The organism is Mycobacterium sp. NGS58, assembly GCF_059812385.1.
The window spans coordinates 45,405-61,357 of the sequence record NZ_JCALCO010000010.1 but is presented as its reverse complement, the minus strand read 5'-3'; the positions used below and the strand labels follow the sequence as shown (position 1 = coordinate 61,357).

Annotated in this window: 17 protein-coding genes; 11 read left to right on the top strand and 6 right to left on the bottom strand. The window is 67.4% G+C overall.

The annotated features are described in order from the left end of the window. Positions 1–438: 438 nt before the first annotated feature. Positions 439–669, top strand: a complete 231-nt coding sequence (locus AC5Y4H_RS11935; protein ID WP_499981784.1) for a hypothetical protein — start codon at positions 439–441, stop codon at positions 667–669. Between the two features lie 140 nt (positions 670–809). Next, complete coding sequence (locus AC5Y4H_RS11930) at positions 810–1,592, top strand: alpha/beta hydrolase (RefSeq protein WP_499981780.1); 783 nt, start codon at positions 810–812, stop codon at positions 1,590–1,592. A gap of 42 nt (positions 1,593–1,634) precedes the next feature. On the opposite strand, the gene AC5Y4H_RS11925 is transcribed toward AC5Y4H_RS11930, so the two are convergent. Beyond that, positions 1,635–1,880, bottom strand: a complete 246-nt coding sequence (locus AC5Y4H_RS11925) for a hypothetical protein (RefSeq protein ID WP_499981778.1) — start codon at positions 1,878–1,880, stop codon at positions 1,635–1,637. A gap of 93 nt (positions 1,881–1,973) precedes the next feature. After that, positions 1,974–2,300, bottom strand: a complete 327-nt coding sequence (locus tag AC5Y4H_RS11920; RefSeq protein ID WP_499981776.1) for a hypothetical protein — start codon at positions 2,298–2,300, stop codon at positions 1,974–1,976. A 246-nt stretch (positions 2,301–2,546) separates the two neighbouring features. On the opposite strand from AC5Y4H_RS11920, the gene AC5Y4H_RS11915 reads away from it, so the two are divergent. Further along, a complete protein-coding gene (locus AC5Y4H_RS11915) occupies positions 2,547–2,972 on the top strand; it encodes a DUF3349 domain-containing protein (RefSeq protein WP_499981774.1) in 426 nt (141 codons plus the stop codon). 14 nt (positions 2,973–2,986) lie between these two features. Here the strand turns inward: AC5Y4H_RS11915 and AC5Y4H_RS11910 are convergent, their stop codons facing one another. After that, entirely contained in the window at positions 2,987–4,027 is a 1,041-nt protein-coding gene (locus AC5Y4H_RS11910; RefSeq protein ID WP_499981771.1) for an NAD(P)-dependent alcohol dehydrogenase, read from the bottom strand. 135 nt (positions 4,028–4,162) lie between these two features. Next, entirely contained in the window at positions 4,163–5,269 is a 1,107-nt protein-coding gene (locus tag AC5Y4H_RS11905) for an iron-siderophore ABC transporter substrate-binding protein (protein ID WP_499981766.1), read from the bottom strand. Positions 5,270–5,559: 290 nt separating this feature from the next. Here AC5Y4H_RS11905 and ctaD point away from each other — a divergent pair, with 290 nt between their 5' ends. From ctaD to AC5Y4H_RS11865, 8 genes are all read left to right on the top strand, one after another. Continuing rightward, positions 5,560–7,320, top strand: coding sequence for an aa3-type cytochrome oxidase subunit I (gene ctaD / locus AC5Y4H_RS11900; protein WP_499981761.1), 1,761 nt, complete (start codon positions 5,560–5,562; stop codon positions 7,318–7,320). Positions 7,321–7,335: 15 nt separating this feature from the next. Beyond that, positions 7,336–8,574 (top strand): phosphoserine phosphatase SerB, encoded by a 1,239-nt coding sequence (serB, locus tag AC5Y4H_RS11895; RefSeq protein ID WP_499981757.1) that lies wholly within the window; start codon positions 7,336–7,338, stop codon positions 8,572–8,574. A 68-nt stretch (positions 8,575–8,642) separates the two neighbouring features. Beyond that, positions 8,643–9,521 (top strand): ABC transporter ATP-binding protein, encoded by an 879-nt coding sequence (locus AC5Y4H_RS11890; RefSeq protein ID WP_499981755.1) that lies wholly within the window; start codon positions 8,643–8,645, stop codon positions 9,519–9,521. Beyond that, complete coding sequence (locus AC5Y4H_RS11885; RefSeq protein ID WP_499981753.1) at positions 9,518–10,333, top strand: NUDIX hydrolase; 816 nt, start codon at positions 9,518–9,520, stop codon at positions 10,331–10,333. The genes AC5Y4H_RS11890 and AC5Y4H_RS11885 overlap by 4 nt, the downstream gene beginning before the upstream one ends. 8 nt (positions 10,334–10,341) lie before the next feature. After that, positions 10,342–11,106, top strand: coding sequence for an enoyl-CoA hydratase (locus AC5Y4H_RS11880; RefSeq protein WP_499982027.1), 765 nt, complete (start codon positions 10,342–10,344; stop codon positions 11,104–11,106). Positions 11,107–11,116: 10 nt separating this feature from the next. Then, positions 11,117–12,088: a class I SAM-dependent methyltransferase gene (locus AC5Y4H_RS11875; protein WP_499981751.1), complete on the top strand. Its 972-nt coding sequence runs from the start codon at positions 11,117–11,119 to the stop codon at positions 12,086–12,088. Between the two features lie 48 nt (positions 12,089–12,136). Beyond that, a complete protein-coding gene (locus tag AC5Y4H_RS11870; RefSeq protein ID WP_499981746.1) occupies positions 12,137–13,336 on the top strand; it encodes a class I SAM-dependent methyltransferase in 1,200 nt (399 codons plus the stop codon). 70 nt (positions 13,337–13,406) lie between these two features. Continuing rightward, positions 13,407–14,090 (top strand): esterase, encoded by a 684-nt coding sequence (locus tag AC5Y4H_RS11865; RefSeq protein WP_499981742.1) that lies wholly within the window; start codon positions 13,407–13,409, stop codon positions 14,088–14,090. Positions 14,091–14,143: 53 nt separating this feature from the next. On the opposite strand, the gene AC5Y4H_RS11860 is transcribed toward AC5Y4H_RS11865, so the two are convergent. Continuing rightward, positions 14,144–14,536 carry a hypothetical protein gene (locus AC5Y4H_RS11860; protein ID WP_499981739.1) on the bottom strand — a complete coding sequence of 131 codons (393 nt, stop codon included), beginning with the start codon at positions 14,534–14,536 and terminating at the stop codon, positions 14,144–14,146. Positions 14,537–14,554: 18 nt separating this feature from the next. After that, positions 14,555–15,805 carry an outer membrane protein assembly factor BamB family protein gene (locus AC5Y4H_RS11855; RefSeq protein WP_499981736.1) on the bottom strand — a complete coding sequence of 417 codons (1,251 nt, stop codon included), beginning with the start codon at positions 15,803–15,805 and terminating at the stop codon, positions 14,555–14,557. Positions 15,806–15,953 lie beyond the last annotated feature (148 nt).

Here is a 15,953-nt window from a genome sequence, read left to right as displayed (position 1 = left end):
GCGTCGGAATTGGCCCCCAACCTGGGACCTGAACCCGGTAGCTGAAGTTCGAATGAGCAGCCGTCCTCACAAAGGGCGGCTGCTCATCGTTGCTACCGCATTTATTCACGCGGGAACTGTGAATTTGCCTGCGCGGTCGGCAGCAGCCAAAAAATCTGTTAGCTCGCGGCTTTCACAGTGCGGGATCGCCGCGTCCGGCAAGCGCTGCTGTCGTGAAAGGTCGGGCGAAACTCGCGATCGAGCGGCTCCACTACGGGGCAACGGCAGAAATAGCAGAGATCGAGGCCAAACGTTAGATAGCCGCACATAAGGCAGACATCGGGGCGAACATCGGTGGTCACCATCCGCACCTCCTAGTGGCGCGCATCTAATGCTCCACCCGGTCGCCGATCCCCGCTTATCGACACGCGGTACCGATCTCAAATTCACGACTGTTTTATGTATGCCACCGACGGCAACCTGATGATGATGAGCGTATTGACATACATTGCCGTTGTGCTTGTGGGTCAAGCCGTCTTTGCTGCTCTTTGTGGTGCGGCTTGGTTGGTAGTTGCGGTGGCGGTGAAGATGTGGCCGTCGAAGTTGTTGGCTACGAAAACTTCGGAGATTGACGACCTGGACGATCTGGAGGAATTCCTGAACGCGGAATACGCGAACCTCAGCAGGTGACCGGAGCCGCCCGGCGGAGCATGCACGTAGTTGTTGGCGCCCCGCGAGCTTTGAGTAAATCCCCGAATCGAGCTCGGCAAACACATAACGCCTGAGAAGATGCTCAAGCGGTGCTGTAGCGGACGGAAGATTGAGGCCACATGCTCGAAATCATCGGCAAAGGGTCTGTCACCGAATCACATCCCGTTCCGCTGCTTTTCGTTCACGGCGCCTGCGGCACAGCAGGGATGTGGGACGACCATTTTCTGGGCTTCTTTGCCGACAAGGGTTACCGAGCCGTCGCCTTGAGCTTTCGCGGGCACGGTGCCAGTAGCTGCTCCAAGCCGCTCCAGTCATGTTCTATCGCCGATTATGTAGAAGACGTACACGCTGTTGTCGCCGAGCTTGAAAGCGCACCGGTGCTCATCGGTCATTCGATGGGTTGTTGGGTGGTACTGAATTATTGTCAGGCGCACGGTGCCCCAGCGGCGGTTCTCATGGCACCCGGGACACCGCGGGGATTACGACGATGGGCATTTCGCGCTGCCCTCCGCCATCCATGGCTTGTGCTGCGCAGCAGCACTTTTGGCAATCCGGCCGATCTGCTGAGCACCGCGGGTTCGGTCCGGGAGTTTATATTCTCTGCGCATACCCCCGAATCGGTCGTCAGGTCGTGTGCGGCCCAGTTGCAGGCCGAGAGCAGGCGCGCCGCCCGAGACACGGTAGGTCGACTTCCCGACGCTGGCCACGTGAAAGCCCCGATGCTTGTACTCGGAGCAGAAGAAGACGGTATGCGAATCGACGGGGACGCGTCTGCCGTCGCGCGGTATTACCAGGCTGCCCTCGAGGTATTTCCCGACATGGGGCACGTCATGATGCTCGAGCCGGGATGGCCGGCGGTGGCCCAAAAAATCGACGGATGGTTGACGAAACGCGGACTATGACGGCGCACCGGGAGGTCGGCTTCGGCCGGCCCTCGGGCTCGATCAGCCTTCGGCGGCGCCCGGTGGAGTCCCGTCCGCTGGCCGCGCGTCACCGGCGTCGTTGCCGAAGATGCTGGCGACGGCCTGGCTGAACGAGGTACGGCCGACGTTCTCGCCGCCCGGTAGCTCACTGTGTATCTGGATTGCGCCGCGGCTGATGAACGACATGACCACGCTGAACATCTCGATACCCACGTTCAGGACCTGGGTGAGCAGGTTTTCGCCGCTCGATTCGGTGGGGTTACTCACAGTGCGTCCGCGCTCATGATCGAGTCGGCTGTCATGCCGGTTCCCTCTGTTGGTTTGTCTTCACATGCGGCATCAGGTAGTCGAGCGTCGGCGCTACGGGGAGAGGTGTTGCGCCTGTGTCGGCGAGTAGATCCTGGGCTTGAACGTCGCCATCACCGGTAAGCGCAACGTCACGCCACCGGCCACCGGGACACGGACCGTGAAGTAGACGACCTGCATGTCCAGGCCCATTTGGAGGCGTACCTCCCGGAGAGGCTGGGTCTGCACCCCGAGGCCCATGTCCCGCAAGCGCGCGCCGATGCCGCGTTGAAACGCATCAGCCGGATCGGACGGCTTCGGAACGCTGGGGGCCGAATCGCTCTGGCTGCCAATCGTTACAGAAACGACGGGTTTCTGGTTCTTCGCGGTCGGGGTCGTCATGGCTCGACTGTACTCCGCGGAAACGTCGCCGAACGACGAAAATCACGTTGACCAGTACGAGCACGCCGACGGTGGCTCGGCCCACGGAGCGCACCGCACTCGTGTGGCCGAATCGCGCACTCGAGAACCAGGCCGTCAATCGTTGCGGGCTCATGCGCGACGAAACCGGGGTAAACGGCGTATGAAATGTCCGGACGGAGTGGCGCCGCGGTAGCGCGGGCTGTACGGCTGACTGACACTGTTGGGGTGACGAGTACCGCCGCCTCGCATACCAGCAATTTCTGCCGCTCAGTGCTGCGCTGGCTGCGCGCAGGCTACCCCGAGGGCGTACCCGGGCCCGACCGCGTTCCGCTGCTGGCGTTGTTGCGCAGCACCCCGCTGACCGAAGAGCAGATCGCCGAGGTGGTGCACAACATCACCGCGGACGGGTCCCCGGCGATCGCTGACGGTGTGATCGACCGTGATGAGATCGCCCACTTCATCTCCGACATGACGCACTATGACGCCGGGCCGGAGAACATCATTCGCGTCGCCGCCACGCTTGCCGCCGTCGGGTGGCCGCTGGCCGGCATCGACGTCAGCGAGGTCATCCCCGGTGACGAATGGGGCGAGGCCGCGGAGATCGCCGCACGTGGCGCGGCACCCAACAGCGCTCCGGGCGTCGCGTTGTAGGACGCGGCAGCGCCCTACAGCTTCGAGATATCGATGACGAAGCGGTAGCGCACGTCGCTGGCCAGGACGCGCTCGTAGGCTTCGTTGATGTAATCGGGCTCGATGAGTTCGATTTCCGGCGTCACGTTGTGCTCGGCGCAGAAGTCCAGCATCTCCTGGGTCTCGGCGATGCCGCCGATGTTCGACCCGGACAGACTGCGGCGCGCCAACGCCAGCGAGAACGCGCCCACCTCCATGGGGTGTTCGGGAATGCCCAGTTCGACGAGCGTGCCGTCGACGTCCAGCAGGCTCAGATAGTCGTTGAGGTCCAGATTCGCCGAGACTGTGTTCAGGATCAGGTCGAAGCTGTTGCGCAGTTTCTTGAAGGTCTCGCGCTCGGCGGTGGCGTAGTAGTGCTTGGCGCCCAGCCGCAGTCCGTCCTCCATCTTCTTCAGCGACTGCGAGAGCACAGTCACTTCCGCGCCCATCGCCGCGCCGAGCTTGACGCCCATGTGGCCGAGGCCGCCCATTCCGATGATCGCCAGGCGCGTGTCCCGGCCGGCCTTCCAGTGCCGTAGCGGCGAGAACAGCGTGATGCCCGCGCACAGCAGCGGCGCCGCCTTGTCCAGCGGCAGCGAGTCTGGGATGCGCAACACGAAGTTCTCGTCCACGACGATCGCCTGGCTGTATCCGCCCTGCGTGGTCGTGCCGTCCTTGTCAGTGGCGTTGTAGGTGAAGGTCGTGCCCCGGCTGCAGTACTGCTCGAGGCCGGCCTTGCAGTGGTCGCACTGGCCGCAGGAATTCACCATGCAGCCGACGCCGACGTGATCGCCGACCTTGTGCTTGGTGACCTCGGAGCCGACCGCCGTCACGACGCCGGCGATCTCGTGGCCCACGACCAGCGGGTACTGCGGAGTGCCCCATTCGCCCTTGGCCGTGTGGATGTCGGAGTGGCAGATTCCGGCGAATTTGATGTCGATGGCCACGTCGCGCGGACCCGGGTCGCGCCGCTCGATCGTGGTCTTGGTCAGCGGTGAAGTCGGCGAGGTGGCCGCATACGCCGAAACTGTGCTCATTAAATGTCCCTCTTCGATTCGATACGTCATGAAGGCGATACGTCTTGAAGAAGTTTAGCTAAGGTAAAAGTTATTCCGCCAATGGGCGGGCGAAGATCACGTTGTGACGATGTACGCGTTTCCGGCCGCCCGCCGTCAGTTGATCGGGGCGTTCACCAGGCGCAGGTCGTCGACGATGCCGCGGGCCGCGATCAGGCCCTCGCCGGCCTGCCAGATCTGGTTGTTGACGATGTAAACCCGGTTGTCGCGGTTGGCCGAGAGTTTGCGCCAGGGGTTGCTGTCCAGGATCGTCGCGGCCCGATCGGTGGCGGCCGGGGTGTCGCAGGACACGTAGACCACGTCGGCGTCGGCTATCGATAGATCGGGATTGCGCGCCAGGTCCGCGTCGCTGGCCCCGATCTCGACATAGGGCTTGTCGGTGAACCGCTGGGAGGCCGGCCGGTCCACGCCGACCGCGCCGAGCACGGTCGCCGGGAAGTTGTTGGCGCCGTACACCCTGATCGTCCCCGCGGTCAGCTGCACGATCGACACCTGGAAGTGGGAGGCGTCGTGCCGCGCGCCGATATCGGTGGCCCGCTGCAAAAACCCGCTGATCAACGAGTTCACCGCGGCGACGCGGCCGGTGGCGGCGCCGACGGCGCGCAGGTTCTCCTGCCACGCCGCGCCCGGTGCGGCCGTGAACACCGTCGGGGCGATCGTGGTCAGCTGCGGATACAGCGTGGGCGTCAGCCCCTGCGACCCGAGGATCAGGTCGGGGTGGGCGGCGGCGATCGCCTTCAGGTCCGGTCGGGAGCGGGTGCCGACCCCGGGCACCCCATGCACCGCGCCGCCCAGATAGGCGGGCTGACTCGAGGACCTGTCCGGCAACGCCGCGCCGACGACCCGCGACTGCAGGCCCAGCGCACACAACGTGTCGAGCTGGTCCCCGGAGAGCACCACGATGCGCTGCGGGTCGGCGGGCACCTGCACGACGTCCGGGTCGACGCCCGCCGCGTTGTGGACCGGCCGTTTCGAGGAGCCCGGGTCGGCCGCGGCGGCGTCTCGCGCGCACGAGTCGTCGGGGCGGCGGTCATTTCCGAGCACTCCGGCGCCCGCGATCTGGGTGGTGGGGGTGATCAGGGAACGGGCCGGCGTCTGGGCGGCGGGCTTGTCCGATCCGCACCCGCCGCACGCCAGGATGACGGCCGCCGTCACCGCTGTCGCCACGACCGGCCGGGCGGGTCTGATCACGCCGAACAACACGCGTCAGACGCTAACATTCGGCCAGCGTGGCGATCGTGAGCGCGGTGGAGCCGGGCGAAGCGGGTCGCCGCCATTCGGCCAGCGTGGCGATCGTGAGCGCGGCGGAGCCGGGCGAAGCGGGTCGCCGCCATTCGCCAGCGTGGCGACGCCGCGCCGACGGACACGCCGCACCGGCGAGCCATTTACGACAGTTTGTAGGACCAGCCCTGACGACGCCATGATCGACGGCTAAGATTCGTCTCAATACTGATTTTTGGGCCAGTGTCCGATCTGGATGTTTGGAGAAGCTGTTGACAGCCGAAGCGCCCCCCTTGGGTGAACTCGAGGCCGTTCGTCCGTACCCGGACCGCATGGGCCCCAAAGGGAACCTCGTCTACAAACTGATCACCACCACCGATCACAAGATGATCGGCATCATGTACACGGTCACCTGCTTCGCCTTCTTCTTCATAGGTGGGCTGATGGCGTTGCTGATGCGCACCGAGCTCGCCGCTCCCGGGCTGCAGTTCCTGTCGAACGAACAGTTCAACCAGCTCTTCACCATGCACGGCACGATCATGCTGCTGCTGTATGCCACCCCGGTCGTGTTCGGATTCGCCAACTTGGTGCTGCCGTTGCAGATCGGCGCCCCAGACGTGGCCTTCCCGCGGCTGAACGCCTTCTCGTTCTGGTTGTTCCTGTTCGGCGGCCTGATCGCGGCCTCCGGCTTCATCGTGCCGGGCGGGGCCGCCGACTTCGGCTGGACGGCCTACACGCCCCTGTCCGACGCCGTGCACTCTCCCGGCGCCGGGGGCGACCTGTGGATCACCGGCCTGATCGTCGCGGGTCTGGGCACCATCCTGGGTGCGGTCAACATGATCACCACCGTGGTGTGCATGCGCGCGCCCGGCATGACGATGTTCCGGATGCCGATCTTCACCTGGAACATCCTGGTGACCTCGATCCTGATCCTGATCGCGTTCCCGATCCTGACCGCGGCGCTGTTCGGGCTCGCCGCCGACCGACATCTGGGTGCCCACGTGTATGACGCCGCCAATGGCGGAGTCTTGTTGTGGCAACACCTGTTCTGGTTCTTCGGCCATCCCGAGGTCTACATCATTGCGCTGCCGTTCTTCGGCATCGTCACCGAGATCTTCCCGGTGTTCTCGCGCAAGCCGGTCTTCGGTTACACCACGCTGGTGTACGCGACCCTGTCGATCGCCGCCCTGTCGGTGGCGGTGTGGGCGCACCACATGTTCGCTACGGGAGCCGTTCTGCTGCCGTTCTTTTCGTTCATGACCTACCTGATCGCGGTGCCAACCGGCATCAAGTTCTTCAACTGGATCGGCACGATGTGGAAGGGGCAGTTGACCTTTGAGACACCGATGCTGTTCTGCATCGGCTTCCTCCTCACCTTCCTGCTCGGGGGTCTGACCGGCGTGCTGCTGGCCAGCCCGCCGCTGGACTTCCACGTCACCGACAGCTACTTCGTGGTCGCGCACTTCCACTACGTGCTGTTCGGCACCATCGTGTTCGCCACGTTCGCCGGGGTGTACTTCTGGTTCCCGAAGATGACCGGCCGGCTGCTCGACGAGCGCCTGGGCAAGCTGCACTTCTGGCTGACGTTCATCGGGTTCCACACCACCTTCCTGGTGCAGCACTGGCTGGGCGACCTGGGCATGCCGCGGCGCTACGCGGACTACCTGCCCAGCGACGGCTTCCAGCCCTACAACGTCGTCTCGACGGTCGGCGCCTTCATCCTGGGCGCGTCGATGTTCCCGTTCGTCTGGAACGTCTTCAAGAGCTGGCGTTACGGCGAGGTCGTCACGGTCGACGACCCGTGGGGCTACGGCAACTCCCTGGAGTGGGCGACCAGCTGCCCGCCGCCGCGGCACAACTTCACCGAGCTGCCCCGAATCCGTTCGGAGCGTCCGGCATTCGAGTTGCACTACCCGCATATGGTGGAGCGGCTCCGCGCCGAGGCGCATGTGGGCCGCCACGCCACGGCTCTCGAGTCGCCGAAGGGATTCGGTCCGCGGACCGAACCCGATCGCTCGACTCCTGAGCAATAGCGACAGCTGCCGGGAGTGAACTCACCACCGAAGGTGTCGGTGCTGATCACCGTCACCGGCGTGGACCAACCGGGCGTGACTGCGAACCTGTTGGAGGCGCTGTCACCGCATGGGGTGGAGCTGCTCAACGTGGAGCAGGTGGTGATCCGGCGCCGCCTGACGCTGGGCGTGCTGGTGTGCTGCCCGGCCGAGGTCGCCGACAGCCCGCGGTTGCGCAGTGACGTCGAATCGGCCGTCCGCGAGTTGAATTTGGATGTCAGCATCGAGCGCAGCGACGACGTGCCCATCATGCGGGAGCCCTCGACGCACACCATTTACGTGCTGGGCCGGCCCATCACCGCCAGTGCGTTCGGCGCGGTGGCCCGCGAGGTGGCCGGACTTGGCGTCAACATCGACCTGATCCGCGGTGTGTCCGACTATCCGGTGATCGGCCTGGAGCTACGGGTCTCGGTGCCGCCGGGCGCGGATGCGGCGCTGCGGACCGCCCTGAACAGGGTGTCCAGCGACGAACAGGTCGATGTGGCAGTCGAAGCCGTCAGCCTGGAACGACGGGCCAAGCGGCTCATCGTGTTTGACGTCGACTCGACGCTGGTGCAGGGCGAGGTCATCGAGATGCTGGCCGCCCGGGCGGGCGCCGAGGGCAAGGTCGCCGCGATCACCGACGCCGCGATGCGCGGCGAGCTGGACTTCGCGCAGTCGCTCGAGCAGCGGGTGGCCACGCTGGCCGGCCTGCCCGCCAGCGTGATCGACGAGGTCGCCGACGCACTGGAACTGATGCCCGGCGCCCGCACCACGCTGCGGACCTTGCGGCGCTTAGGTTATGCCTGCGGCCTCGTGTCCGGGGGATTCCGTGGGATCATCGAGCCGCTGGCCGAGGAGCTGATGATCGACTATGTCGCGGCCAACGAGCTGGAGATCGTCGACGGCACACTCACCGGAAGGGTGATCGGTCCTATCGTCGACCGGGCCGGAAAAGCCGCGGCGCTAAAGGAATTCGCAAACAAGGTCGGGGTGCCGATGGCACAGACCGTCGCGGTGGGCGACGGCGCCAACGACATCGACATGCTGGCCGCCGCCGGATTGGGGATCGCGTTCAACGCCAAGCCGGCGCTGCGCGAGGTCGCCGATGCGTCGCTGAGCCATCCCTATCTGGACACGGTGCTGCTGCTACTGGGTGTGACCCGCGGCGAAATCGAAGCCGCCGACGCGATCGACGGCGAGGTCCGACGGGTGGAGATCCCGCCGAACCCGTAGCGACCCGGCAGGGATTCGGGCGCCGCGGTACGGCACGATGGTCGGGTGCCCGAAAACGGAAGCCGGAGGTGAAACCCGAGGATTCGAGAGAATCCGAGGATAGAACCGACCAGACCAGCGATGTAGCCGACCCCGATCTGCTGATCGACTTCAGGCAGGTGTCGCTGCGGCGGGGCGGCAACGTCTTGGTCGGCCCGCTGGACTGGGCGGTCGAACTCGACGAACGGTGGGTGATCGTCGGGCCCAACGGCGCCGGCAAGACATCGCTGCTGCGGATTGCCGCGGCGGCCGAACACCCCTCGTCCGGCGCCGCTTTCGTGCTCGGTGAGCGATTGGGCCGGGTCGACGTGACCGAGTTGCGGTCGCGGATCGGGCTCAGCTCCTCGGCTCTGGCGCAGCGAATACCCACCGACGAAGTGGTTCGCGATCTCGTCGTCTCGGCCGGCTACGCGGTGCTGGGCAGGTGGCGGGAGCGCTACGAGGACGTCGACTACCGGCGCGCGATCGACATGCTGGAAAGCCTGGGCGCCGAGCACCTCGCGGACCGCACCTACGGGACGCTGTCGGAAGGCGAGCGCAAGCGGGTGCTGATCGCCCGCGCGCTGATGACCGACCCCGAACTGCTATTGCTCGACGAGCCCGCCGCCGGCCTGGACCTCGGCGGCCGCGAGGAGTTGGTCGCGCGGCTGGCCGACCTGGCCGCCGACCCCGAGGCTCCCGCCCTGGTGCTGGTCACCCACCACGTCGAGGAGATTCCGCCCGGGTTCAGTCACTGCATGCTGCTCTCGGAAGCCGAAGTGGTCGCCGCGGGATTGCTGACCGACGTTCTGACCTCCGAGAACCTGTCCACGGCATTCGGCCAGGCGATCGCGCTCGACGTCGTCGACGGGCGCTATTTCGCCCGGCGAATTCGTACCCGCGCAGCTCACCGGAGGAGGCTGGAATGAGCACCACCCCCGAGCCGCTGCCCACCCGGCCGGCGGCCACCGTGATGCTGGTTCGCGATGTGCCCGGCGGCCTGAAGATCTTCCTGATGCGCCGCCATTCGAAGATGGAGTTCGCCCCGGGCGTCATCGTGTTTCCCGGTGGCGGCGTCGACGACCGCGACCGCCACGCCGATATCGCGTGGGCCGGTCCGCCGCCGGACTGGTGGGCACAGCGGTTTGGCATCGACACCGAGCTGGCCGCGGCGCTGGTGTGTGCGGCGGCTCGGGAGACCTTCGAGGAGTCCGGGGTGCTCTTCGCGGGCCCTGCCGGCGACCCGGACGGCATCGTTCGCGACGCCTCGGTCTATGCCGACGCCCGGCGCGCCCTGGACGATCGGACGCTGTCGTTCGCCGATTTTCTGCGCACCGAAAACCTGGTGTTGCGTTCCGACCTGCTGCGGCCATGGGCCAACTGGGTCACGCCGGAGGCCGAACGGACCCGCCGCTACGACACCTACTTCTTTGTGGCGGCCCTGCCCGAGGGCCAGCGTGCCGACGGGCAGAACACCGAATCCGACCGGTTCGGCTGGGCGCTGCCGCAGGATGCCATCGCCGACTTCGAGGCCGGCCGCAACATCCTGCTGCCGCCGACCTGGACCCAGCTGGATTCGCTGGCCGGCCGTAGTGTCGCCGAGGTGCTGGCCGTCGAACGCCAGATCGCGCCCGTGCAGCCCCTCCTCGAGAAGCGCGGTGATAACTGGGTTTTCGAGTTTTTCGATTCCGATCGCTACCACCAGGCGCGCAAATCGGGCGGGATGGAGTGGCCCTTGTGAGCCCTCAAGTGCGCGAGTTCGTGAGCGTCGTCGTCAGCGACGGCTCGCAGGACGCCGGGCTGGCCATGTTGCTGCTGTCGCGCCCACCGACGAACGCGATGACCCGTCAGGTATATCGGGAGGTCATAGCGGCCGCCGACGAACTGGGCCGGCGCGACGACGTCGCCGTGGTGATCCTGTTCGGCGGCCACGAAATCTTCTCCGCGGGTGACGACATGCCCGAGCTGCGATCGCTGCGCGGCTCCGAGGCCGAGAGCGTGGCGCGGGTCCGCCAGGAAGCCGTCGACGCCGTGGCGGCGATCCCCAAACCGACCGTCGCCGCGATCACCGGATACGCATTGGGCGCCGGGCTCACGCTGGCCCTGGCCGCCGACTGGCGGATCAGCGGGGACAACGTGAAGTTCGGGGCGACCGAAATCCTGGCCGGCCTGGTGCCCGGTGGCGACGCGATGGCACGCCTGACCCGGGTGGCCGGCGCGAGTAAGGCCAAGGAGCTGGTGTTCAGCGGCCGCTTTTTCGACGCCGAGGAAGCACTGGCGCTGGGCCTCATCGACGAGATGGTGGCCCCCGACGACGTGTACGACGCCGCCGCCGGGTGGGCACGCCGCTTCCTCGACGGCCCACGGCAGGCACTGGCCGCCGCCAAAGCCGGGATCAACGACGTTTTCGATCTGGGCCTCCTCGACCGGCTCGCCGCCGAACGACGGCGCTACGTCGAGGTGTTCAGTGCTGGTCAGGGCGGTGGCGACAGAGCGGATCCCGCCGGCCGTTAGGCTGCCCTGCATGACCAGTTCGACCGACGCCGTTCCGACGCCCCACGCCACCGCCGAGCAGGTGGAAGCCGCCCGGCACGACAGCAAGCTGGCCCAGGTGCTCTACCACGACTGGGAAGCCGAGACGTACGACGACAAATGGTCGATCTCTTACGATCAGCGCTGCATCGACTACGCCCGCGGCCGCTTCGACGCCATCGTGCCCGACGAGGTGCTGCGCGAGCTGCCCTTTGACCGGGCCCTCGAATTGGGCTGCGGCACAGGGTTTTTCCTGCTCAACCTGATCCAGTCCGGGGTCGCCCGGCGTGGATCGGTGACCGACCTTTCGCCCGGCATGGTCAAGGTCGCCACCCGCAATGGACAGTCGCTGGGCCTCGACATCGACGGCCGCGTCGCCGACGCCGAGGGCATCCCGTACGAGGACAACACCTTCGATCTGGTCGTCGGGCACGCGGTGCTGCACCACATTCCCGATGTTGAGCTGTCGCTGCGCGAGGTGCTCCGGGTGCTGCGCCCCGGCGGCCGGTTCGTCTTCGCCGGCGAGCCGACCAGCGCTGGCGACGTGTACGCCCGCGAGCTGTCGACCTTGACCTGGCGCATCGCCACGAACGTCACCAAGCTGCCCGGCCTGGGCGCCTGGCGGCGCCCGCAGGCCGAGCTCGACGAATCCTCGCGGGCCGCGGCGCTCGAGGCGATCGTCGACCTGCACACCTTCACTCCGGGTGACCTGGAGCGAATGGCTACCAACGCCGGCGCCACCGAAGTGCGGACCGTCAGCGAAGAGTTCACCGCCGCGATGTTCGGCTGGCCGGTGCGCACCTTCGAGGCGTCGGTGCCGCCCGGACGCCTGGGCTGGGGCTGGGCGAAATTCGCCTTCACTGGCTGGAAGGCGCTGAGCTGGGTGGACGCCAACGTGTGGCGCCGCGTGGTTCCGAAGGGCTGGTTCTACAACGTGATGGTGACCGGGGTCAAACCCTCCTGAGCGTTGGGCTGCGCTTCCGCGCGGCGACGATGCGGGCCGCGCAGCGGCGTGAGGAGGAGCCGGGCTATCAGGTTCAGCACGGACGACGTCGGGTATCTGCGGTCACACGAGGGTGCCGCGGCGCTGGCGGCGGTCGCCGAACTCGAACTGAGCGATGCCACCCGGGTCGGCGACGTCGCAGCGGCGCGGGCCCGATTCGGCGACCGGGCCGCGGTGCTGGTGGAGACGGTTTTGTTGCGTCGGCGCGCGGCCGACAAGTTGCGGGAGCTGGGAGTGTCGGAGTGGCTGTTCACCGACGAGGCGCTGCAGCAGGCCACCGCGGCGCCGGTGGCCCTGCACCGCGCCCGACGGCTGGCCGCCGGCGGCAGCGGCGTCGTCGTGCACGACGCGACCTGTTCGATCGGCACCGAGCTGGCCGCGCTGGGAGCCTGCGGGATTGCGGCGGTGGGCAGCGATATCGATCCGGTGCGGCTGTCGATGGCGCGCCACAACCTGGGGGATTCGGCCTGGATCTGCCGCGCCGACGCGCGGCGTCCGGTCAGCCGTGACGCCGTGCTCGTCGTCGACCCGGCCCGGCGCGTCGAGGGGCGGCGGCTGCGCGTCGACGACTACCAGCCCGGCCTGGGCTCGCTGCTCGACACCTACCGCGACCGGGATTTCGTCGTAAAGTGCGCTCCCGGAATCGATTTCGGCCAGGTGCACCGCCTCGGTTTCGACGGGGAGATCGAGGTGACGTCGCATCGCGGCTCGGTGCGGGAAGCCTGCCTGTGGTCGGCCGGACTGGCGCGCCCCGGGGTGCGCCGACGGGCGAACCTGCTGGATCGCGGCGAGCAGCTCACCGACCACGACCCCGACGACTGCCCGGTGCGGCCCGTCGGGCGCTGGATCGTCGACCCGGACGGCGCCGTGGTGCGGGCCGGGCTGGTGCGCCACTACGCCGCGCGGCACGGACTGTGGCAGCTCGACCCCGACATCGCCTACCTCTCCGGCGATCGGCTGCCGGCGGCGGACCGCGGGTTCGAGTTGCTCGAGCAGCTGGTCTTCGACGAACGCCGGCTCCGCCAGGCGCTGTCGGCGCTGGACTGCGGGTCGCTGGAGATCCTCGTGCGCGGGGTCCGGGTAGACCCGGACGCGTTGCGCAAACGGATGCGGTTGCGCGGGAGCCGGTCGCTGTCGGTCGTCATCGCCCGCGTCGGAGCGCGGACCTCCAGCCGGGCGATGGCGTTCGTTTGCCAACCCTCCCGATAGCGCCGGGTACGCTGGCGGCGTCACCTCTCAGGGCCACCGGCCCTGGCTAGTCTGCGAGGACACTTCCACGATGCGCTTTCTGATAACCGCCGCGCTGCTCGCGGCGGCGGTCTTGCTGGGCTCGCCCGCCGCGGCCGAGCCACCGTCGTGTGCCAGCCTGGGCGGCACCGTTGAGGCCGGCCAGATGTGCCGTCTGCGCGCCACCGGCCCCAATTACACCCTCAACATGAGCTTTCCGGCCGACTATCCCGACGAGCAGGCGCTGGCCGACTACATCACCCAGAACCGGGACGGCTTCGTCGCCGTCGCGCAGAGTTCCGGGGGACGTGACCAGCCGTACCAGCTGGAGGCCACCACCGAGCAGCACGACGCCGGGCAGCCGCCGCACAACACCCGCAGCGTCGTGCTCAAGTTCTTCCAGGATGTCGGGGGAGCGCACTCCTCGATCTGGTACAAGGCGTTCAACTACAACTTTGGGACGAAGCAGCCCATCACCTTCGACAACCTGTTCCCACCGGGCGCTACGCCGCTGGACGCCATCTTCCCGATCGTCCAGCGCGACCTGGAACGTCAATCGCCCTTGGGCGCAGCGGTTTTGCCGTCGACAGGACACGACCCGACGCACTATCAGAACTTCGCCATCACTGACGACCAGCTGATCTTCTACTTCGCCCCGGGCGAGATGCTGCCAGCGCTGGGCGGGCCAATGCAGGCCCAGGTGCCGCGCAACGCCATCCCGCCGCTGGCGATCTAGTCGCTGACGACCCGATTCGTCGGCTTCGCCGCACTCGCGAGCGCCATTGCCGCTCAGACCGGTCCGGCCCGCAGCTCCATCGCCACGGCGGCGAGAGCCAGCGCGACCTGTGCGACGCAACCGATCAGCGGGACGACGAAGGCAAGTCGTTTCCGCCGGGCCAGGAAATACACGGCGATCACGATGTCGGCGACCAACAGGGCGGCCCCACCCCAGGTGCCCAAGTCCATGGCCCGGTCGATCCAAGCCGGATCGCCGCATTTCCGCGATCCGCAGGGGTCGGTGGTCATCACGAGCAGACCCAGCAATGCAAAGCTCGCCGCGTACAGCGCGCCGTGAATGACCAGCAGGACGCACGTCGCCACGATGTCGGCGGCGCTGGTCCGCGGGCTTGCAGTGATGTTGGTTGTCGCAGCGCCTGGCGCCGCGGGCTCATCGATCGGCACCACAGAGGTATGTCCGGGTCAGGCCGGCGCGAAACCGTATACCTGGCCGTCGCTGGTCGCCGCCACCACCCGGCGATCGGTGCCGACCGACACCCCGACCGGATAGCCGGTGGACGCGGGCATCGGGTAACTGTCCAGCGTGCGGCCGCTGCCCGGATCGAAGACCAGCAGCGACATGCCGGGGGCGCCGTTCGCCGGTGGTCCGCTGGCCACCGTGTAGCCCACACCGGTACCCGCCAGGCTCGACGTCGACAGTGGCAGGACGTCATCGCGGCGCCACGCTTGGTCGGCGTGATCACCAGCATCCTTGAACGCCACCAGCTTCGTGTCGGGCCCGCCGCCGGCCACGATCAACCCCTGCGGGGTGACCGAGGGCGGCGTCTGCGCCAAGAAACCCAGCGGCGCCGACCATTTCACCTTCGCGTCGGCCGCACGCAGCGCCCACAGCCGTTGGTCACGTCCGTTGACGTAGACGGTCGACCCGTCGGCCGACAACACCGGGCTGGCGATGACACCCGCGCCCACGGCGTCGGTGGTCCATTCGCGCGTCAGCAGCGGCGTCTGTCCGGGGTGGTACTTCAGCCCCACCAGACCCGCGGCGGGAGCACCGGGCTGCCAGACGCCGAGCACCACCATTCCGTTAGCTGTCGAGAAGGCCGGGGCGGCCGCGACGGGACAGCCCTGCCGGGCCGGCGCGCAATCGCCCAATCCGCGTGCGGAGTCGGTGGGGTCGACGCCGTCGACCAGGTCGAGTGGACTGCCGGCCACCTGGCCGCGGTGCGAGTCGAACACCAGCACCTGACCGAGGTGCGTGGCCACCAGTAGGTCGCCTTGTCCGACGAACCGCGGCGTGGTGGGCATGCCGATCACCGGTTGGCGCCACCGCGTCCACTGGGTCACCGGGAAAGACAGCAACGCTCCTGGCTGACCGACGTAGAGGTTGTCGAAACCGTCGATCAGCGGGCCGGCGAAGCCGCCGCCCTGGACCAGACGCACGCACCAGCGCTGCCGCCCGTTGTCGTTGTTCTCCCATTCCATCAGCGAGCATCCCGCCGAGGTCTGGGCGTTGAGGGCCAGGTAGCCGCGTGCGCTCAGCGCCGGCCCGGCGGCCAGGCTTCCCTTCACCGACCGGGTCCATTGCAGCGAGAGCTTCATGGCCCCGCCGGTCGTGGTGTAGCTGCTGTTGGCGGCGTCGGCGTACTGCGCCGGCCAGCCCTGCGCGGCCGAGGCGTCGACCCATGAGTCGGTATTGCCACACGCGCCGAGCATGACCGCGAGCACAGCCGCCAGCACTACCGATGACCAACGCCGGAGCCCACTGACGAGTTGTCGGGCAAGCACCTTCGGTTTTCCAAACCCTTCTTGGGAGGCGGGCCGCTCGCGGGCAGACCCGGCCGTTCGGCGGCAATCGAGTACA

Excerpts from the sequence above, each read along its gene's own strand:
- AC5Y4H_RS11875 (WP_499981751.1), top strand. The coding sequence starts at position 11,117 with ATGACCAGTTCGACCGACGCCGTTCCGACGCCCCACGCCACCGCCGAG.
- AC5Y4H_RS11930 (WP_499981780.1), top strand. The coding sequence starts at position 810 with ATGCTCGAAATCATCGGCAAAGGGTCTGTCACCGAATCACATCCCGTT.
- AC5Y4H_RS11855 (WP_499981736.1), bottom strand. The coding sequence starts at position 15,805 with ATGCTCGGCGCGTGTGGCAATACCGACTCATGGGTCGACGCCTCGGCC.
- AC5Y4H_RS11935 (WP_499981784.1), top strand. The coding sequence starts at position 439 with ATGTATGCCACCGACGGCAACCTGATGATGATGAGCGTATTGACATAC.
- AC5Y4H_RS11885 (WP_499981753.1), top strand. The coding sequence starts at position 9,518 with ATGAGCACCACCCCCGAGCCGCTGCCCACCCGGCCGGCGGCCACCGTG.
- AC5Y4H_RS11910 (WP_499981771.1), bottom strand. The coding sequence starts at position 4,027 with ATGAGCACAGTTTCGGCGTATGCGGCCACCTCGCCGACTTCACCGCTG.
- AC5Y4H_RS11865 (WP_499981742.1), top strand. The coding sequence starts at position 13,407 with ATGCGCTTTCTGATAACCGCCGCGCTGCTCGCGGCGGCGGTCTTGCTG.
- AC5Y4H_RS11920 (WP_499981776.1), bottom strand. The coding sequence starts at position 2,300 with ATGACGACCCCGACCGCGAAGAACCAGAAACCCGTCGTTTCTGTAACG.